Here is a 19594-nt window from a genome sequence, read left to right as displayed (position 1 = left end):
GCTCAGGTCACGGCCAGGTCGGTGCGCATCGGGGTGCCCTGCATGGCCATCCAGACATTGGCCGGGGTCAGGGGCATGTCGGCGTGCCGCACCCCGAACGGCGCGATCGCGTCCAGCACCGAGTTCACCACGGCCGGCGGCGACCCGACGGTCGCGGACTCGCCGACCCCCTTGAGGCCCAGCGGGTGGTGCGGTGAGGGTGTCACCGTTTCGCCCAGCTCGTAGCTCGGACACTCCAGCGCCGTCGGCAGCAGGTAGTCCATGAACGAACCACCGACGCAGTTGCCGTCGGCGTCGAACGCGATGAGCTGCATCAGCGCCATCCCGATCCCGTCGGCCAGGCCGCCGTGCACCTGCCCCTCCACGATCATCGGGTTGATCCGCGGGCCGCAGTCGTCCACGGCGATGAACCGGCGCACCTTGACCTGGCCGGTCCCCGGGTCGACGTCGGTGACGCAGATGTACGCGCCGAACGGGTAGGTCAGGTTCGGCGGGTCGTAGACGACGGAGGCATCCAGGTGCCCCTCGACCCCCTCGGGCAGTTCCAGGGTCCCGTGGCTGAGCATGGCGATCTCGGCGATCGTCTTGCCCTGCTCCGGGTCGCCCTTGACCTGCCACCGGCCGCCCGCGGCGGTGATCTGCCACTCCAGGTCGTCCGCGCTAACCTCCAGCGCCGCCGCCGCGACGATCCGCGCCTTGGTCCGGATGCGTTGGGCGACAATGGCCGCCGCCGCACCCGAGACCGGGGTCGACCGGGAGCCGTAGGTGCCCAGGCCGAACGGGGTGTTGTCGGTGTCGCCGTGGATGACCTCGACGTCCTCGGGGGGCAGCCCGAGCTCCTGCGCGACGATCTGCGCGTAGGTCGTCTCGTGCCCCTGTCCCTGGCTCTGCACCGAGAGCCGCAGCTGCGCGGTGCCGGTCGGGTGGACCCGCAGTTCGCAGCCGTCGGCCATGCCCAGGCCGAGGATGTCCATGTGCTTCTTGGGTCCGGCCCCGACCCCCTCGGTGAAGAACGAGATGCCGATGCCCATCAGCTCGCCGCGGGCCCGCTTCTCGGCTTGTTCCTTGCGCAGCTCGTCGTACCCGGCGATCTGCATGGCCAGCTTCAACGCCCGCGGGTACTCACCGGAGTCGTACTCCCAGCCGGTCTTGGACGTGTACGGGAACTGCTCTGGCCGCAGCAGGTTCTTCAGCCGCAGCTGCGCCGGGTCCATGTCCAATTCGCGGGCGAGCAGGTCGACCATCCGCTCGACCAGGTACACCGCCTCGGTGATCCGGAACGAGCAGGCGTAGGCCACCCCGCCCGGGGCCTTGTTGGTGTAGACGCCGGAGACCTTGCAGTGCGCGGCCTGCAGGTCGTACGAGCCGGTGAAGATGTGGAAAAAGCCGGCCGGAAACTTGGTCGGCTGGGCGGTCCCGTTGAACGCCCCGTGGTCGGCCAGCACGTCGACCTTGAGGCCGGTGATCTTGCCGTCCCGGGTCGACGCGATGCTGCCCGTCATGTGGTAGTCCCGGGCGAACGACGTGGCCATCAGGTTCTCGCTGCGGTCCTCCATCCATTTGACCGGCCGGCCGGTGACGATCGACCCGACGACGGCCAGCACGTACCCGGGGTAGATGCCGACCTTGTTGCCGAAGCCCCCGCCGATGTCCGGCGAGATGATCCGGATCTTGTGCTCGGGGATGCCGGCGACCAGCGCGTAGATGGTCCGGTGCGCGTGCGGCGCCTGGTTGGTCGAGTAGACGGTGAGCTTGCCGGTGACCGGGTCCATGTGGGCGACCGTCCCGCAGGTCTCCATCGGTGCGGGATGCACTCGGGGATAGAGCATCTCCTGGGTGACGACCACCTCCGCGGCGTCGAACACCCGCGCGGTCTCGGCGGCGTCGCCGGCCTCCCAGTCGAAGATGTGGTTGTCCGTGCGACCGTCGACGTCGTCGCGGATGACGGGCGCGTCCGGGTCCAGGGCCCGCTTGGCGTCGACGACGGCCGGCAGCGGCTCGTAGTCGACCTCGATCAGCTCCAGCGCGTCCCGGGCGATGTACTCGGTGTCGGCGACGACGTAGGCCACCTCCTGATGCTGGAAGCGCACCTTGTCGGTGGCCAGCACGGCCTGCACGTCCGCGGACAGCGTCGGCATCCAGGCCAGGTTCAATCCGGCCAGGGTCTGCCCGGTGATCACCGCGTGCACCCCGGGCAGCGCTGCCGCGGCGGTGGTGTCGATGGAGCGGATGCGGGCGTGTGCGTACGGGCTGCGCAGGATGGCCGATTCGAGCATGCCGGGCATGCGCACGTCGTCGACGTAGTGGCCCTGCCCGCGCAGGAACCGGGCGTCCTCCTTGCGCGGCATCCGGCCGAAGCCGATCGGATTGCCGGCCGCGCTGCGCGGCACGCTGGGGGCGTCGGCGGTGGTGGTCACTGGTGAACACTCCTTGTTGCGGGCCCTGAGAGGGTGCTCGTTGTAGGGACTCGGCGGGAGCCGGGGTGACGGCCTGTGCCGGTCGCCGTTCGACGGCCTGCATGACACCGCCGCCCCCGGTTCTCGCGGGGCTGTAGACCGGCAACAGAGGGACGCGCCGCAGAGCGCCAGTCAGTGACCGCCCGGTGATCGGCCTCCTCGCCGAGTCGTCGCTGCCGTTGTGAGGAGTTGTTGAGTTGTCCCTGCCCGAATGCGATTTCTACGTCGGTATCGATTGGGCCGCCCAAACGCACGCCGTGTGTGTGCAGGACGCGGCCGGGAAGATCACCGCGCAGTTCACGATCGAGCACACCGCCGACGGATTCGCGACCCTGTTGGCCCGTCTGGGTCGGTTGGCCAGCGACCCGATGCAGGTCAGCGTCGCCCTGGAACGGCCCGACGGTCGGCTGGTCGACGCCCTGCTCGAAGCGGGCTACCCGGTGGTGCCGGTCAGCCCGAACGCGATCAAGACCTGGCGCGACGGGGAGGTACTGTCCGGCGCCAAGTCCGACGCCGGCGACGCCGCCGTCATCGCCGAATATCTGCGGCTGCGGTCGCACCGGCTGCGGCCGGCCACCCCGTTCACCCCGGCGACCAGGGCGCTGCGTACGGTCGTACGCACCCGCGATGACATCGTGGCCATGCGGACCGCCACGGCGAACCAGCTGACCGCCCTGCTCGATGCCCACTGGCCCGGCGCCACCAAGGTTTTCGCCGATATCGAGTCGCCGATCGCGTTGGAGTTCCTGACCCGGTACCCGACCGCCAAACACGCCGCGGGCCTGGGTGAGAAGCGCATGGCCGCGTTCTGCGTCAAGCACGGCTACTCCGGTCGCCGCTCGGCCGCGGAGCTGCTGACCCGATTGCGGGCTGCGCCGGCCGGCACCACCGACCCGGACCTGGTCGAGGCCGTCCGGGACGCCGTGCTGGCGCTGGTGGCCGTGCTGCGCACCCTGGGCGAGACCCGCAAGGACCTGGACCGGTCGGTGACCGCCCACCTCGGGGAGCACCCGGACGCCGCGATCTTCACGTCGCTGCCAAGGTCGGGTCAGATCAACGCCGCCCAGGTGCTCGCCGAGTGGGGCGATTCCCGGCAAGCCTACGACTCGCCCGACGCCGTCGCGGCGTTGGCCGGCCTGACCCCGGTCACCAAAGCGTCCGGTAAATATCATGCCGTGCATTTCCGGTGGGCCTGCAACAAACGATTCCGTAAAGCGATGACCACGTTCGCCGACAACAGTCGCCACCAAAGCCCGTGGGCCGCCGAGGTCTACCGCAGAGCTATCCAACGCGGGCACGACCACCCGCACGCCGTCCGGGTCCTGGCCCGCGCCTGGGTGCGCGTGATCTACCGCTGCTGGCTCGACCGAGAGCCTTACGACCCGGCCAGGCACGGCAACGCGAACAAGATCAACAGCGGGCAACTTGCGGCCTGAGGTTGACACAGAGGGTGTCATGCCGGGACCTCCTGGCTGGGTTCGCCGACGACGGCGCTGTCGCCGTCGGTGGCCGGGTCGGCGCCGGCGGCGTCGGAGGGATGGGACGGATGGCCGGCGGCGTGCCGGACGGCACGGACGATGTTCTCGTAACCGGTGCAGCGGCAGATCTGACCGGAGATGGCCTCCCGGATGGTGGCCTCGTCCGGATCGGGATCGTGATCGAGCAGGTGCCGGGCGGTCATCATCATCCCCGGGGTGCAAAACCCGCACTGCAGGCCGTGTTCGGCCATGAAACCGACCTGGACCGGATCGAGGGTGGCCCCGTCGGCCAGGCCCTCGACGGTGCGCACCCGGTGCCCGTCGGCCATCGCGGCCAGCACCGTGCACGTCTTGACCGGTTCCTCGTCCAGCCAGGCGACGCACGTCCCGCACTGCGAGGTGTCGCAGCCCCAGTGGGTTCCGGTCAGGCCCAAGGTGGTGCGCAGGTAGTGCACCAGCAGTTGCCGGGACTCGATCTCGTTGACGTGCTCGACGCCGTTGACGGTGATCCGCACCTGCATGTCAGATCCTTCCCTGGGCGCGATCGGCCGCCCGGCGCAGGGCCCGGCGGGTCAGCTCGTCGGCGAGATGGCGTTTGTAGACGACCGGCCCGCGCTGATCGGGGCTGGGCCGGCTGGCCGCCGCGGCGAGCCGGCCGGCCTCGGCCAGGGTCTGGTCGGTGATCTCCCGGCCGCGCAGGTAGTCCTCGGCCTCGGTGGCGCAGCCGTGCTCGACCCCGAGTGCGGCCAGGGCGATGCCCACGTCGGAGACGACGCCACCGTCGAGGACGAGGTAGGCGCCGACGGCGGCGACGGCCCAGTCCCCGGTCCGCCGCTCCACCTTCTCGTAGGCGCTGCCCGCCCCCGGCCGGATGGGAATGCGGACCTCGGTGAGGATCTCGGCGTCCTCGAGCACCGTCTGGTACGGGCCGTCGTCCAGTTCCCGGACCGGCACCACCCGAGATCCGGTGCGCGAGCGGATCACCGCCTCGGCCCGTAGGGCGGCCAGGACGGCACTGAGGTCCTCGGCCGGGTCGGCCTGGCACAGTGACCCACCGACCGTGCCGCGATTGCGGACGATCGGGTCGGCGATCACCCGTTCCGCGTCGTGCAGGATCGCGTAGTGCTCGCCGATCACCGGGGAGGCCAGGACCGTCTTGTGCCGGGTGAGGGCGCCGATGCTCAGGTGATCGCCGGTCACCCGGATGTAGTCCAGTTCGGTCAGATCGTTGATGTCGATGACGCATTCGGGCTGGGCGATCCGCAACCGCATCATCGGGATGAGGCTGTGCCCGCCGGCGATCAGCCGGGCCTCGCCGTCGTGCTGGTCGAGCAGGTCCAGCGCCTGCTCGACGCTGTGCGCCCGGGCGTAGTCCACGGGGGCGGGTGTCTGCATGCGCGCTTCCCTTCGGCCGGCGATGGCGTCCGGTCGGCGGGGGTGCGCGTCGATTCCTGATCCATGCGTGAGCATCGACGGGCGGGCCGGCGCGGCGGTGAACGGACCCGCCGCCAGTCTGCGCCCGACCGGCGCCACGTGACAATGGCTCCTGGGCGGGAGATTTCAGAACGAAGGCACAAACGGGATACTTCGGGCGCTCTTCGGGGTATCTGACCCGCCGGTCAGAGCTCCCGCAGATACCGCGCGTGATGATCGGACTGGTCCTGGTAACCCAGGGCCCGGTAGAAGGGGTGCGCGGCGTCGCGGGCTCGCGACGAGGTCAGCTCCAGGACGTCGCAGTTCCAACCCCGGGCGCGGTCCTCGGCCGCGCCCACCAGGGCCGCGCCCACCCCGGTGCGCCGCTGCCCGGCGCGCACCACCAACCCGACGATCCGGGCGCTGCGTCCCGGCCGGCCCAGATGCGGGGTGGCCGCGACGGCGACCGCGCCAACCAGGGTGCCGTCGGCCTCGGCCACCAGGTAGGCGGCGTTCGGGGTCTGCGTCCAGTCCGCGAGCTGGGCGGCGACGACGTCCGCCGGTTGCGGATGGCCCCACTGGTCCAGCAGGACGACCAGCTCCGGGACGTCGCCGGCGTGCGCGGGACGGATCAGCATCGGCCCAGTGTGGCAGCGCTGCCGATGATCAGGCGTGCGGCCGGGCGACCTCGCGGTGACCGGCGTCCAGCCGCCGCGTCCAGCCCCGGGCGTCCAGGTGCTCCAGCAGCGGGATCGCCACCCGGCGGGTGGTGGCCAGTGCGGCCCGAGCCTGGCTGGTGGTGAACGGCTGGTCCAGACCGGACAGAGCCCGCATCGCCAGCGCGGGAGCCGTTGGCAGCAGCACGATCCCGTCGCGCAATCGCAGCACCCGGCCGGCCCGCTCGGCCGCGGCCAGCTCGCGCGCGCCCAGCTGCAGGGCCGCCAGGTCATCGGCCTCGGGCGCCGCGAACGGGGCGGCCCGCAGGCGGGTCTCCAGCTCGGCCACGGCCGCGGCGGCCGGCCCGAGCTCGTCACCGGTGCCGGGCAGCCGGATGTGCCCACCGGCGTAGTCCAGGTCGGCGGCCGTCACGACCGCGTCCAGCAGGTCGCGGTCGGGCAGCGCCAGCAGGTCGGCCGCCGCGCCTCGAGACAGGCCGCCGGCCAGCGGATCTCGGTCGTGCAGGGCCTCGACCGCCGTGCGCAGCCGGGTCGTCCAGGCCTGGAAGGTCGGTGCGTGCACCCACCACCGGTCCACCGCCCGGACCTGCGGCGGCGGCGTGGCGGTGGCGTCCAGCAGGCCGAGCCGGCCCAGGTGCGCCACCGGCACCGCCCCCCGCCGGGCGACCTCGGCCGCCACATCGCCGCGGGGGTCCAGCCGCGCCACCACGGCCAGCCGGCGCGCGGCGTCGCCCCGACGGCGCAGCGCCGGGGGTTCGGCGTCCAGGACCTGCGCCCCGCCCAGCACCCGGCGGCTGCCCGGATGGCGCAACACCAGCCGATCGCCCACCACCAGCGGCAGCCGGCGGTCCAGGGTGATCCGGGCATGGTCGTCGTCGTACGGGCGCACCCGGGCCGGCAGGGCCGCCGTGCCCACGTGCACGGTCAGGTGTTCGGGGGCCTCGGTGAACGGCGCCCCGGACGTGCGGCGCACCTCCAGCAGGGCGGTGACCGGCCAGGCGTCCGGGGTGAGCAGGACGTCGCCGCGGTGGACCTGATCGACCGGCACCCCGCGCAGGTTCAGGGCGACCCGGTCGACCGGGGTGAGGGTGGCGTGGGTCTGGCCCCGGCTCTGCAGCCCGCGGACGGCGACGTCGCGGAGTGAGCCGGGGCCCAGCACCTGCAGCGGCATGCCCCGGCTCAGGGTGCCGGCGGCCAGCGTGCCGGTGACCACCGTGCCGGCCCCGCCGACGGTGAACGACCGGTCGATCCACAGCCGCAGCCGGCCGGAGCTCACCGGGGCCGGTACGGCGGCCAGGACGCCGTCCAGCGCGGTCCGCAGCTCGGCCAGACCGGTGCCGGTGACCGCGGAGACGGTGACCGCGGGAGCCTCGTCCAACCCGGTCGTGGCCAGTTCGGCCCGGGTCTGCCGCAACGCCGACGTGCCACCGTCGGCCGCCCGGTCGGCCCGGCTGATGACGATCAGCCCGTGCTCGATGGCCAGCGCGGCCACCGCGTCCCGATGATCGCTCGACTGCGCCCGCCAGCCCTCGTCGGCGGCCACCACGAACACGACCACCGGCACCGGGCCGAGCCCGGCCAGCATGTTGCCCAGGAACCGTTCGTGCCCGGGCACGTCGACGAACGCGACCGGCCGGCCGGAGGGCAGGGTCGTCCAGGCGAACCCCAGGTCGATGGTCAGGCCGCGCCGGCGTTCCTCGGCCCAGCGGTCCGGCTCCATCCCGGTCAGCGCGCGGACCAGCGTGCTCTTGCCGTGGTCGACGTGGCCCGCGGTGGCCACGACGTGGGCGGGGTCGGGCACCGCTCAGCTCCCGAGCGCGGCCCGGACGGCGCCGAGCAGCCGTTCGTCGTCGGCCTCGGGGATGCAGCGCAGATCGACCAGGCAGGCGCCGTCGTGTACCCGGGGCAGCACCGCCGGCCGGCCGGTGCGCAGCCGCGTCGCCGCCGACTCGGGCAGGGCAACCGCCCAGCCGGGCAACGGGACCCCGGGGGCCCCGCCGCCGCCGACCCGCCCGTCGTGGGCCACCACCGGCGCCCCGACCGCGGCGGCCAGCCGGTCGGCCCGCTCGCGCAGCCGGTCCGGGTCGGCGTGCAGCGCGTCGCCGACCGGGGTCCGGCCGGCGAGCACGGTCGCGGTCAGGGCGGCCAGGGTGAGCTTGTCGGCGCGGACCGCCCGGGCCAACGGGTGCCGGGCGAGTGTCGTCACCAGATCGGCGCGGCCCAGCAGGAGGCCGGCCTGCGGGCCGCCGAGCAGCTTGTCCCCGCTGGCGGTGACCAGGTCGGCGCCGTCGGTCAGCGTCGTCGCGGCGTCCGGCTCGTCGGGCAGCAACGGGTCGGGAGCCAGCAGCCCGCTGCCGATGTCGACCACCAGCGGTACCCCGTGCTCGCCGGTCAGCCCACGGAGTTCGGCGACCGGGACGGCCGCGGTGAAACCCTGCACCCGGAAGTTGCTCGGGTGCACCTTGAGCAGGCAGCCGGTGTCCGGGCCCATCGCGTCGGCGTAGTCCCGCAGGTGGGTCCGGTTGGTGGTGCCCACCTCGCGCAGCCGGGCGCCGGTCGAGGCGATCAGATCGGGCAACCGGAAGCCGGCGCCGATCTCGATCAGCTCACCCCGGCTGATCACCACCTCCCGGCCGGCGGCCAGCGCGGTGGTGGCCAGGACCAGGGCGGCGGCGCCGTTGTTGACCACCAGCGCCTCGGGCGCCGATGGGCAGGCGGCCAGCAGCGCGGCGCGGGCGGCCGCACCCCGGCGCGATCGCTGGCCGGTGTCGAGGTCCAGTTCCACGTCCACATAGCCGCTGGCGTCGAGCAGGGCGGTGACGGCCGCGGCCGAGAGCGGGGCCCGGCCCAGGTTGGTGTGCACGAGCACCCCGGTGGCGTTGAGCACGGCGGTCAGGCCGGCCGGCGGGTGGCGCAGCGCGTCCAGCAGCGCCGGCTCGACCTGCTCGGGCCGGATCGTGCCCTGCCGGGCCTGCTCCTGCAGGTCGCGAACCAGGGCGCCCACGGCCTGGGGCCCCAGCCGCTGCCGGGCGTCCCGGGCCGCCGGGAGGGCGAGCAGACGATCAGTCCGCGGGATCAGCCGGCGCGGGTCGGTCGTGCTCACGCCTGCATTGTTCCCACGTCGGGGGAGCCGCCGCGGATCGAGGGGCCACTTCCGGTCGTTCGGGGCTGGCCCGAACGACCGCAACTGGCCCCTCGATCGTGGGTCGGGTGGCGGAGGCGGACGGGAATCGAACCCGCCAGGCCGAGATACTCGACCTCTCCGGTGTTGAAGACCGAGGGGACCACCAGGAACCCGCACGCCTCCCTGTCAGCACCAGCCGGGCCAACCTACAGTGGCGAAAGCTGGGGCGGGCGGCAACGGAGGCCACGAATGACCATTCATCGGATCGTGCCGAACCTGAACGTCGACGACGCCAGCACCGGCCACGAGTTCTACGAGGACTTCCTCGGCCTGCGCAAGGAGTTCGACCTGGGCTGGGTGGCCAGCTTCCGGTCGCCGACCAACCCGAGCGTGCAGGTCAGCATCGTCTCCGGCGATCCCACCGCCCCCGAGCCCTCGGCGCTGAGCGTGAACGTCAGCGATGTCGATGCCGCCTACGAGCAGGCCCGCCGCCGCGGGTACGAGATCGTCTACCCGCTCACCCATGAACCCTGGGGCGTCCGCCGGTTCTTCGTCCGCGATCCGCATGGGGTGGTGGTCAACGTCGTCGGGCACCCGGACTGAGGCCGTGTCTAGGCTCGGGGGATGGGTACGACGGCGTCCATCGACCGGGCCGAGGGCATCCGGCTGACCGGGTACGCGCACGGCGGTGGCTGCGCGTGCAAGATCCCGCCCGGCGAGCTGGAGGACGCGGTCCGCGGGCTCGTCGGCCAGGCCGGTCCGGACGTGCTGGTCGGGCTGGACAGCGGTGACGACGCGGCCGTCGTCCGGCTGCGCGCGGACCTGGCCGTCATCTCCACCGCGGACTTCTTCACGCCCGTCGTCGACGACGCCTACGACTGGGGCCGGATCGCCGCAGCGAACGCGCTCTCCGACGTCTACGCGATGGGCGGCCGGCCGGTGGTGGCCATCAACCTGGTCGGCTGGCCGCGGGGCGTGCTGCCGATGGAGCTGATGACCGAGGTCCTGCGCGGGGGCCTGGAGGTCGGGGCGGCCGCCGGGTGCCCGGTGATCGGCGGGCACACCATCGACGACCCGGAACCCAAGTACGGCATGGCCGTCACCGGGGTGGCGCATCCGGACCGGCTGCTGCGCAACGATTCCGCCGAGGCCGGCCGGCCGATCACGCTGACCAAGCCGCTGGGTCTGGGCCTGCTGAACAACCGGCACAAGCGGACCGGCGAGGTGTTCCCGGAAGCCATCGCGACCATGACGCAGCTCAACCGGGACGCCGCCGACGCGGCGCTGGCCGCCGGCGCGAAGGCCGCGACCGACGTCACCGGCTTCGGCCTGCTCGGCCATCTGCACAAGATGGTGCGGGCCTCCGGCGTCGGGGCGGTCATCGACCGCGGCGCGGTGCCCGTGCTGGAGGCGGCCCGGCAGGCGCTCCGGGACGGCTTCGTGCCCGGCGGGTCCGCGCGCAACCTGGACTGGGTGCGGCCGCACCTGCGGGCGGGCGCCGGCGTCACCGAGGACGACCTGCTGATCCTGGCCGACGCCCAGACCTCCGGTGGCCTGCTGGTGATCGGCGAGGTGCCCGGCTATCCGGTGATCGGGCACACCGTCGCCGGCGCCGGTATCGACGTGCGCTGACCGCGGCGGTACCGGCGCCCGGCCCGTCCCGGCCCAGGCCCCCGGCCTGCCCCGCCCTGGCCCCTCTCCCGCCTCCGGCTGCCCCCGCGCGGATGAAGTCGTACTCACCGGTCACACCAGTCACATCTGGTGTGAGTTGATCCGCGCCGCAGTAGTTGATCCGCGCGGGGGGAGGGGGCGGGGGGTTAGCCAGCGGTGGTGATGGAGTCGTCGGTGATGCCGGCGGCGCGGCGAGCGGCCAGGCGGCGCTTCTGCGGCACGATGGTGTATTTCGGGTCCTTGGCGGAGTGGATGCCGGCCTCGAAGATGCCGAAGCGGGTCAGCGCGGACGAGGCCAGCAGGGCGAGGCCGGAGCCGACGGCGATGGCCCGGTGGCGACCGGCCAGCAATGCCCCCAGCCCGCCGACGACGGTCAGGATCTCGCTGGCCCGCAGCATCTTTCCGGCCCCGCCGTGGTGCAGGGTCTGCGCCACCGTCGGGTCCATCCGGTGCTTCATCACCTCGGACGCGGCGACCTTGGTCACCGCGCCGGCCACCGCGAAGGTGCGGGCCGGCCCGGTCTCGGCGAGCGGGGTGGTGATCATGGCCAGCCCGCCCGCGCTCAACGCGGCCGACCCGACGAACAGGAACGGCAGCTCGTCGCGGGCGGCGTTCCAGGTGGGGACGGCGGTGTCGGCCAGCAGCACCGCGGTGTAGGCGGCCAGCGGCGGGGCGAACAGGGCGGTCCAGACCCCGGCCGCGCCGTCGACGAACGGCAGCACCCGGCGCAGCGGGCCGAGCGGGAAGCGCCGCCCGGTCATCCGGTCCAGCTCCAGGGCGGTGGTGACGCCGGCCCCGGCGCCGAAGGCGGCCAGGATCCAGGAGCCGATGCTCATCGGCGAGGTCACCTTGACGGTGCGCAACATGTTCAGAAACCGTTCGGGCCGGCCCAGGTCGCGCACCAGCGCGACACTGCCCAGGCCGATCGCGGTGATCGCGCCGAGCCGGGCGTTGCGCCGCAGCGTCGGCCGCCGGGTGAACTGGGCCCCCGCGGCCAGCAGCGCGGAGCCGCCGGCCAGCCCGCCGAGGAACAGGTAGGCCGGCACGTCCTCGCCCCACGGCGGCGCCTTGACCACCGGCCGGCCGTAGTAGGAGGTGAACTCGGCCTCGGGCACCATCGGCATCTCGCGGGAGCCGTCAGCCCCGACCTGCGGGCCGGGCGCCCCGGCGCGTCGACGGCGCCGCCGCCGGCCCGAGGGCTCCGGCGGCCGCAGGCTGTCGAACTCGGACGTGGTCACCGGCGCCGGCCCGTCCCGCGTCCGGTCAGGAAGGACAGGGCCGCGGCGGCGAGCATGCCGACGGCGGCGATGCCGGCCCGGTTGAACATCCGCGGCAGGTCGGCGGTCGGCACCCGCGGGTCCGGCGGCAACCCGTAGACCTCGGGCTCGTCCAGCAGCAGGAAGATCGACCCGGTGCCGCCGACGCCGTCGAGCTCGTTGGCGCCGTATAGCCGCGCCTCGGTCATCCCCTGGGCGTGCAGCTCGCCGACTCGCTGCCGGGCCTGCGCCACCAGGTCGTCATGGTCGCCGTACTTGATCGAGGTGGTCGGGCAGGTCTGCGCGCAGGCCGGCGTCTGGCCCTCCAGGATCCGGTCGTAGCACAGCGTGCACTTCTGGGCGACGTTGTGGTTCGGCACCTCGGTGTGCGCCTCCGGTTGCCCGGGGCGGCTGGCGTGGGTGGAGTAGGTGCCGTCGTCGCGCCGTTCGACCACGCCGAACGGGCACCCGGCCACGCAGGTGCCGCAGCCGTTGCACACGTCGGCCTGGATCACCACGGTGCCGAACTCGGTGCGGAACAGCGCGCCGGTCGGGCACACGTCCAGGCAGCCGGCGTGCGTGCAGTGCTTGCACACGTCCGAGGACATCAACCAGCGGAACTCGGCGGTGTCCGGGGGCGTGGTGTCGACCGGCGCGGCCGACGAGCGCACCGCCGGCATGCCCAACCCGACCAGGGCCCGGCCGGACTCGCGGGCCTGCTCGATCCGGTCGCCGTCCTGCTCGATGAACGCGACGTGCCGCCAGGTGCTGGCCCCGAGCGAGCCGGTGTTGTCGTAGGAGGAGCCCAGCAACTGCAGGTCGCCGTCGCGGGGGTTGTGATTCCACTCCTTGCAGGCGACCTCGCAGGCCTTGCAGCCGATACAGATCGAGGTGTCGGTGAAAAAGCCCTTCCGGGGCTGGGGATCGGCCCAGTTGGCGTCGGTGGTCGGGTTGGTCGGCCCGGTCAGCTGGCCCATCAGCGCCGCCCCTCGCCCTCACGGTCGGGGTCGGTGACCCGCTCGTTGTCGGTCTCGACGGTAGCGCCGGACCGGGACTGGTACTCGGCGACCAGTCGCAGCAGGTCCTCGCCCTGCGGCCGGCGGCCGGGCCGGATGTCGCACGACCCGGCCTTGGACTCCTGGATCTGCACATTCGGATCCAGGGTGATGCCGAGCAGGTCGTTGGCCGCGTCCCCGCTGACCACGGCGTCGCCGCCGACGCCCCAGTGGTAGGGCAGCCCGATCTGGTGGATGGTGTGCCCGCCGATCGTCAGCGGCGTCATCCGGTCGGTGACCAGCACCTTGGCCTCGATCGCCGACCGGGGCGAGATGATGGTCGCCCAGCCGAAGTTCTCCAGGCCCTTCCCGGCGGCCAGCTCCGGGGAGACCTCGCAGAACATCTCCGGCTGCAGCTCGGCCAGGAACGGCAGCCAGCGGCTCATCCCGCCCGCGGTGTGGTGTTCGGTCAGCCGGTAGGTGGTGAACACGTACGGGTAGACCCCGGCCCCGGGCTGACCGGCGCTGGGCGCCCACAGGTTGTCCTTGCCGGGCATCAGGATCCGCGACGGGCTCTGCTGCTGCGGGTACAGCGCGTTGCGGACCGGGGACTCCTGTGGTTCGTAGTGCGTGGGCAACGGGCCGTCGAGCATGCCCTTGGGCGCGAACAGCCAGCCCTTGCCGTCCGCCTGCATGACGAACGGGTCGTCGCCGGCCAACGCGGCGGCGCCGCCCAGTTCCGGGTCGGGACGGCTGCCCGGGGCCCGGTCGACGACGAAGTCGGGCACGTCATTGCCGACCCAGCGCTGCTGCTGCTCGTCCCACCAGACCAGCTTCTTGCGTTCGCTCCACGGCCGGCCCGCGGGGTCCGCCGAGGCCCGGTTGTACAGGATCCGCCGGTTCGCCGGCCACGCCCAGCCCCACTCGTTCTGGCTCGGGCTCGGCCCGCCGTGGGGCACCCGGTCGGCCGCGTGGTTGACGCCGTCGGCGTACACCCCGGCGTAGATCCAGCACCCGCCCACCGTGCTGCCGTCCGCGCGCAGCTGCAGGTAGGACGAGATCGGCACCCCGGCGTCGGGGCCGGTCAACCGGTAGCCGTTGATCTCCCGCAGCACCGATTCCGGGTCGATCTCGCCGTGCTCGTCCAGCGGGTAGTCCCAGGTCAGGTCGAGCAGCGGGCGGTCCCGCGGGTCGGTCGAGCCGGCCAGCTTGGCCCGGATCCGCTGGCCCAGCTCGTAGAAGAACTCCAGCTCGGCCTGCGCCTGCCCGGGCGGGTCGACCGCCTTCTCCCGCCACTGCACCAGCCGCTGGGTCTGGGTGAACGAGCCCGCCTTCTCCACGTGGGTGGCCGCCGGCAGGAAGAACACCTCGGTGCCGATGCCCTCGGTGGTCAGCTCACCGGAGGCGATCTCCGGGCCGTCCTTCCACCAGGTGGCCGACTCGATCAGGTTCAGATCGCGCACCACCAGCCACTTGAGGTGGGCCATGCCGAGGCGCTGCATCCGGCCGTTGGCCGACCCGACGGCCGGGTTCTGGCCGAGGATGAAGTAGCCGTCGACCTTGTCCTCGAGCATGTCGTGCACGGTCTGGTAGGTGCCGTGCGGCCCGGACAGCCGGGGCAGATAGTCGTAGGCCCAGTCGTTCTCGGCCGTCGCCGCGTTCCCCCACCAGGCCTTGAGCAGGCTGACCACGTAGGTGTCGGCGGCCGCCCAGAACCCCTTTTGCTGCTTGGACGAGATGGCGTCCAGGTACTCCTGGTAGGTGTCGTGCCGGCCGACCGTCGGCATCGGCAGGTACCCGGGCAGCAGGTTGAACAGGGTGGGGATGTCGGTCGAGCCCTGGATGCTGGCGTGCCCGCGCAGGGCCATGATCCCGCCGCCCGGGCGACCCATGTTGCCCAGCAACAGCTGCAGGATCGCCGACGTGCGGATGAACTGGGCACCCAGCGTGTGCTGGGTCCAGCCGACCGCGTAGGCGAAGCAGGTGGTCCGGTCGCGCCCGGAATTCTGAGTGATCGAGTCGGCCAGGTACCGGAAGTCGGCCGGGTTGATCCCGCAGGCCTCCTGCACCATCGCCGGGGTGTAGCGGGCGTAGTGCCGCCGAAGGATCTGGAACACGCACCGCGGGTGCTGCAGGGTGTCGTCGCGCAGCACCTTGGCGTGCGGCAGGGTCGGCCCACCGCTGCCGTGCTCGTCACCGGCCGCCCGGTCGGACGCGGAGGCGCCGTGCTCGGCGGCGTCCTCGTGCGCATCATCAGCGGTCTCGTAGGCCCAGGACGACAGGTCGTACTTCCCGGTCGCCGGGTCGAACCCGGAGAACAGCCCGCCCAGGTCCTCGGCGTCGCGGAAGTCCTCGTTCACGATGGTCGCCGCGTTCGTGTAGTGCACGACGTACTCGTGGAACCACAGGTCGTTGTCCAGCACGTGCTTGATCAACGCACCCAGCAGCACCACGTCGGATCCGGCCCGGATCGGGATGTGCTTGTGCGCGATCGCGCTCGTTCGGGTGAAGCGGGGGTCGACGTGGATGATCCGGGCGCCGCGCGCCTTGGCCTCGGACACCCACTGGAAGCCCACCGGGTGGCACTCGGCCATGTTGGAGCCCTGGATCACGATGCAGTCGGCATTGGCCATGTCCTGCAACGATTGCGTCGCGCCGCCGCGTCCGAACGAGGCTCCCAAACTGGGAACCGTGGCGGAGTGTCAAATACGGGCCTGGTTCTCGACCTGGATCGCGCCGGCCGCGGTGAACAGCTTCTTGATCAGGTAGTTCTCTTCGTTGTCCAGCGTGGCCCCGCCGAGGGCGGCGATGCCCATCGTCCGGCGCAGCGGTCGACCCTCGTCGTCGGCGTCCTGCCAGTGGGCCCGGCGGGCGGCCAGGAACCGGTCGGCGATCATGTCGATCGCCGTGTCCAGCTCCAGCGGTTGCCAGTCCGTGGCGTGCGGCGGGCGGTACAGGATCCGGGTCTGCCGGGCGGGTGAGTTGACCAGCTGCTCACTGGCCGACCCCTTGGGGCACAACCGGCCCCGGGAGATCGGCGAGTCCGGATCGCCCTCGATCTGGACGACTTTTTCGTCCTTGACGAACACCTTCTGCCCGCAGCCGACGGCGCAGTAGGGGCACACGCTGCGGGCGACCCGGTCGGCGGTGGAGGTGCGGGGAGTCAGCTCCCGGGTGCGCGCCGAAGTGACTGCCGGCCCACGGCCGAACACGTCGCCCGACCGGAACTGCCGGACCACCGGCCAGTTCAGGACGCTCAGTCGCCCCATGGCGCCCACGGTAACCCACCGGTCGCCGCCCGGCAGGGCTCGGCGCCGCCCGCCCCGCCTGCCCCCGCGCCGGCCGGCCCGCCAGGCCCGGCCCCTGTGTCCGCCGACTTGCCACAAACGCACCGCTGATCCGCCCGCAGGCGTGCGTCTGGGGCAAGTCGGCGCAAGATGGGCGGAGCACGCAGCGAAAGGGAGGACACCATGGCCGACGAACACGCCCCCGAACCCGAGGCCGCGGCGGTGGTGCCCGTGACGCCGGTGCCCGTGACGCCGGTCGACAGCGGCCCGGCGGCGATCGTGGCGCCGCCGCCGGACTACTCGGCGGGCGGGGTGCCGAGCCTGGACTTCGTGCGGGACAAGATCGAGGGCCGGTTCGCCCGCTCGCTCGGGTCGGCCGAACTGGCCGGCGAGACCCCGGAGGCGCGGTCGGCGGCCGAACAGCAGGCGGAGCGGGAGAAGGCGGCCCAGGACAAGCTCGCGGCGATCCGGAACTCGTTGCGCGGCTCCGGCTCCGGGACCTGAGCGGGCCGCGGCCGGTGCTGGCCTGCGCGCGCCGGCCCGACGGCACGCTGGTGGTGCAGCAGCTCACCGACGACGGCGATCGGGTCGGAGCACCGCATGACCTGGATCAGCACGACCTGGATCAGCTGGACCCGGCCGGTCAGCGCTGGCTGTGGGCGAGCACCGGGGTGGACTACCCGCCGCTGATGGCCGCCGGCATCCGGGCGGCCCGCTGTCACGACGTCGCGGTGGTCGAGCGGATCCTGCTCGGCCGGGCCGGCGCGTTCGGCGAGCCGACCAGTCCCGCGGCCGTGCTCGCCCGGGCCCAGGGTCGCCCGGCCCCGGCCGAGCGGGTCGCCGACCTCGACCCGGCGCCGACCCTGTTCGAGCTGTCCGGCCCGGCCGACCAGCCGCCGGACGAGGACCCGACCGAGACGCTGCGGCTGGCCTACCTCGACCAGCGGGCCCGGGCCGGCCGGGACGGCGCGCTCGGTCTGCTGCTGGCCGCCGAGTGCGCGTCGGCCCTGGCCGCGACCGAAATGGGTGCGGTTGGCCTGCCCTGGCGCCGGGACATCCATCTGGCCGTGCTGGCCGAGCTGCTGGGTCCGCGGCCGGTCGGTGGGGGCCGCCCGCCGACGCTGGCCGCGTTGGCCGACGAGATCAGCCAGGCCTTCGGCTTCCCGGTCAATCCCGATTCGGCGGTCGACGTGCGAGCGGCCTTCCGGCGGGTCGGGTTCGACATCGAGAGCACCCGGTCCTGGGTGATCAAGGCGATCGACCATCCCGCGGTGCGCCCGGTGCTCGCGTACAAGGAACTGGTCCGCCTGCACACCGCCAACGGTTGGGCCTGGCTGGAGCAGTGGGTGCGCGGCAACCGGTTTCACGCCGAATACCTGTCCGGGGCGGTGGTGTCCGGCCGCTGGGCCACCCGCGGTGGGGGCGCCCTGCAGATCCCGCGGGTGCTGCGGCAGGCCGTCGTCGCCGACCCCGGCTACCGGCTGATCGTCGCCGACGCCGCCCAGCTGGAGCCGCGGGTGCTCGCCGCGATCTCCGCAGACCTGGTGCTGCAGGCGATCTCGGCCGAGGACGACCTGTATGCGGGGCTGGCCGCGGACGGATTCGGCGGGAACCGGGCGGCGGCCAAGGTCGCCATGCTGGGGGCGATGTACGGGCAGACCACCGGTGAGGGCGGGCGGCTGGTCAGCACCCTGCGCGCCCGCTACCCGCAGGCCATGGGTTACGTCGACGGGGCGGCCCGGGCCGGCGAACGCGGCGAGGTGGTGCATTCGGTGCTGGGCCGGGCCTGCCCGCCGCCGGGAACCTCATGGGAGGCGGTTCGCATCGGCCGGCAGCAGGACGCCACCCCCGCCGAACGGACGCTGGCCGACCGGTTGGCCGGTGATCGGGGCCGGTTCACCCGCAACTTCGTGGTCCAGGCGTCGGCGGCCGACTGGGCCGCCGTCTGGCTGGCCGGTCTGCGCACCTCGTTGACCGAGGTGGCCGGGGCCGAGCTGGTCTTCTTCCAGCACGACGAGCTGATCGTGCACGCCCCCGAGCCCGTCGCGGAGCCGGTGGCCGGGCTGATCGAGGACGCCGCCGACGCCGCCCGGCGGCTGGTCTTTCCCGGGTCAGCCGTCCAGACCCCGGTGCGCCCGGTGATCGTCGACCGGTACGCCGACGCCAAGTGAGCTGATCCGGGCGGCGGACAGCGCGCACCAGGCCAGGGCCAGCCCGAGCAGGGGCAGGAGCAGGCCGACCACGGTCACCGGGTCCAGCCCGGTGCCGCCGGCCGGGGCGACCGGATGGTGGGCGTGCCCGGAGCCGGTCGGGCCGGCGAGCATGATCAGGTGCAGCGCGAGCATGGCCGCGCTGCCCAGCGTCACCCAGACCCAGTCGGCCACCCGGGGCGCCGTCCACAGGTGGTGCACGCAGTGCAGGCAGCCGAGCGCGACCGCGATGGTGAGCAGGGACAGCCCGGGCGACCAGTGCCGCATCGCGCCGACGACGTGCACGGCCGCGCAGGCGATCATCACCACGGCGGCCGGCCGCGCCACGCTCAGGTCGGGGCGGCGGCCCAGCGGCAGGTGCACATCAGGACAGTAGAACCGGCCGCTGCATCCCGCAGCCCGTGCGCCCGGCCCAGGCTCAGCGCTGCCGGTCCTCTTCGATGGAGTCGATGCCCACGGCCGCCGCGATGGCCAGCACGGGGTCCATGTCGTTGACCTGCAGGGTGTAGGCGTCGGTCAACGAGATCCACCGGCGGGTGGTGCTGCCGACGGCCTGGCCGTTGCGTTCGAAGACGAACTCGTGATTGAGCAGGTCCCCGCGCAGGTCGATGTCACCGTCCTCGGCGCCCTCGATCCGCCAGCTCTCCTTGATCGGCGCGAAGTTGGCCTTGCGGATGACCACGTCGGTCCGGCCGGGCCGGGTGACGGTGAAGGTGGGGTGGATGTGCATGGCCGGCCGGAGCAGGCCGGCGACCTCCGTGCCGGTGGCGTCCAGCATGCTCCACCGCTGGCCGGGAAAGGCCAGGTGGCCCTTGAAGTGGTAGAGCTGGGTGTCGGTGTGGTCGTAGACCAGGAACCCTTCGATGCTGGACAGCTTGCGCCGCACAAGGTATGCCCCGGTGGGCAGGTCGGTGACGTCGGGTGCGGACTGGTGATGGAACACCGGACCTCCAGGTCCTCGGGCGGGGAACGGTCGGAGCGCGATCCTCAGCAAAACATTCACCGGAGCGGGCCGACGCGCGCCGGC

At 72.9% G+C, this 19594-nt stretch carries 16 protein-coding genes and 1 tRNA gene; 5 read left to right on the top strand and 12 right to left on the bottom strand.

Annotated elements, in window-relative coordinates:
* Positions 1-2: 2 nt before the first annotated feature.
* Positions 3-2348 carry an aerobic carbon-monoxide dehydrogenase large subunit gene (locus tag NAMU_RS26220; protein WP_083786078.1) on the bottom strand — a complete coding sequence of 782 codons (2346 nt, stop codon included), beginning with the start codon at positions 2346-2348 and terminating at the stop codon, positions 3-5.
* Positions 2349-2653: 305 nt separating this feature from the next.
* Here NAMU_RS26220 and NAMU_RS26215 point away from each other — a divergent pair, with 305 nt between their 5' ends.
* Positions 2654-3892 (top strand): IS110 family RNA-guided transposase, encoded by a 1239-nt coding sequence (locus tag NAMU_RS26215; RefSeq protein WP_015748986.1) that lies wholly within the window; start codon positions 2654-2656, stop codon positions 3890-3892.
* A 17-nt stretch (positions 3893-3909) separates the two neighbouring features.
* On the opposite strand, the gene NAMU_RS26210 is transcribed toward NAMU_RS26215, so the two are convergent.
* The 6 genes from NAMU_RS26210 to NAMU_RS26185 form a co-directional block, all read right to left on the bottom strand.
* Positions 3910-4455, bottom strand: coding sequence for a (2Fe-2S)-binding protein (locus NAMU_RS26210; protein WP_015750356.1), 546 nt, complete (start codon positions 4453-4455; stop codon positions 3910-3912).
* A 1-nt stretch (position 4456) separates the two neighbouring features.
* Positions 4457-5329, bottom strand: coding sequence for an FAD binding domain-containing protein (locus tag NAMU_RS26205; protein ID WP_015750355.1), 873 nt, complete (start codon positions 5327-5329; stop codon positions 4457-4459).
* A 224-nt stretch (positions 5330-5553) separates the two neighbouring features.
* Positions 5554-5985: a GNAT family N-acetyltransferase gene (locus NAMU_RS26200; protein ID WP_015750354.1), complete on the bottom strand. Its 432-nt coding sequence runs from the start codon at positions 5983-5985 to the stop codon at positions 5554-5556.
* A 28-nt stretch (positions 5986-6013) separates the two neighbouring features.
* The gene (gene selB, locus NAMU_RS26195; RefSeq protein WP_015750353.1) at positions 6014-7825 is read right to left on the bottom strand and encodes a selenocysteine-specific translation elongation factor; all 1812 of its coding nucleotides are present in this window, start codon (positions 7823-7825) and stop codon (positions 6014-6016) included.
* Between the two features lie 3 nt (positions 7826-7828).
* Positions 7829-9127: an L-seryl-tRNA(Sec) selenium transferase gene (gene selA / locus NAMU_RS26190; RefSeq protein ID WP_015750352.1), complete on the bottom strand. Its 1299-nt coding sequence runs from the start codon at positions 9125-9127 to the stop codon at positions 7829-7831.
* 108 nt (positions 9128-9235) lie between these two features.
* Positions 9236-9331: transfer RNA gene (locus NAMU_RS26185), tRNA-Sec, on the bottom strand.
* Between the two features lie 66 nt (positions 9332-9397).
* Here NAMU_RS26185 and NAMU_RS26180 point away from each other — a divergent pair.
* Complete coding sequence (locus tag NAMU_RS26180; RefSeq protein WP_015750351.1) at positions 9398-9751, top strand: VOC family protein; 354 nt, start codon at positions 9398-9400, stop codon at positions 9749-9751.
* A gap of 39 nt (positions 9752-9790) precedes the next feature.
* On the top strand, positions 9791-10780 hold the full coding sequence (gene selD, locus NAMU_RS26175) for a selenide, water dikinase SelD (RefSeq protein ID WP_041371700.1): 990 nt from the start codon (positions 9791-9793) through the stop codon (positions 10778-10780).
* A gap of 185 nt (positions 10781-10965) precedes the next feature.
* Here selD and nrfD read toward each other — a convergent pair whose 3' ends face one another.
* Genes nrfD through fdh form a run of 3 tightly spaced genes read right to left on the bottom strand, consistent with a single transcriptional unit; the run spans position 10966 to position 16339 of the window.
* Entirely contained in the window at positions 10966-12057 is a 1092-nt protein-coding gene (nrfD, locus tag NAMU_RS26170) for an NrfD/PsrC family molybdoenzyme membrane anchor subunit (protein WP_041369479.1), read from the bottom strand.
* Positions 12054-13052 (bottom strand): 4Fe-4S dicluster domain-containing protein, encoded by a 999-nt coding sequence (locus tag NAMU_RS26165; RefSeq protein WP_015750348.1) that lies wholly within the window; start codon positions 13050-13052, stop codon positions 12054-12056. Before NAMU_RS26165 ends, nrfD begins: the two co-directional genes overlap by 4 nt.
* Entirely contained in the window at positions 13052-16339 is a 3288-nt protein-coding gene (fdh, locus tag NAMU_RS26160; RefSeq protein WP_015750347.1) for a formate dehydrogenase, read from the bottom strand. The genes NAMU_RS26165 and fdh overlap by 1 nt, the downstream gene beginning before the upstream one ends.
* Positions 16340-16540: 201 nt before the next feature.
* Here fdh and NAMU_RS26150 point away from each other — a divergent pair, with 201 nt between their 5' ends.
* Positions 16541-16861 (top strand): hypothetical protein, encoded by a 321-nt coding sequence (locus NAMU_RS26150; RefSeq protein WP_015750346.1) that lies wholly within the window; start codon positions 16541-16543, stop codon positions 16859-16861.
* Positions 16862-16875: 14 nt separating this feature from the next.
* Positions 16876-18528, top strand: coding sequence for a bifunctional 3'-5' exonuclease/DNA polymerase (locus NAMU_RS26145; protein WP_015750345.1), 1653 nt, complete (start codon positions 16876-16878; stop codon positions 18526-18528).
* Here the strand turns inward: NAMU_RS26145 and NAMU_RS26140 are convergent.
* Together NAMU_RS26140 and NAMU_RS26135 are read right to left on the bottom strand one after the other, a co-directional pair.
* Positions 18469-18930 (bottom strand): hypothetical protein, encoded by a 462-nt coding sequence (locus tag NAMU_RS26140; protein ID WP_015750344.1) that lies wholly within the window; start codon positions 18928-18930, stop codon positions 18469-18471. The genes NAMU_RS26145 and NAMU_RS26140 overlap by 60 nt on opposite strands.
* A 55-nt stretch (positions 18931-18985) precedes the next feature.
* Positions 18986-19510 carry an LURP-one-related/scramblase family protein gene (locus tag NAMU_RS26135; protein WP_015750343.1) on the bottom strand — a complete coding sequence of 175 codons (525 nt, stop codon included), beginning with the start codon at positions 19508-19510 and terminating at the stop codon, positions 18986-18988.
* Between the last annotated feature and the right edge of the window lie 84 nt (positions 19511-19594).

Origin of the sequence: Nakamurella multipartita DSM 44233 (assembly GCF_000024365.1) — a bacterium.
GTDB classification, from domain to species: domain Bacteria; phylum Actinomycetota; class Actinomycetes; order Mycobacteriales; family Nakamurellaceae; genus Nakamurella; species Nakamurella multipartita.
This window is presented reverse-complemented; position numbering and strand designations above follow the sequence as displayed.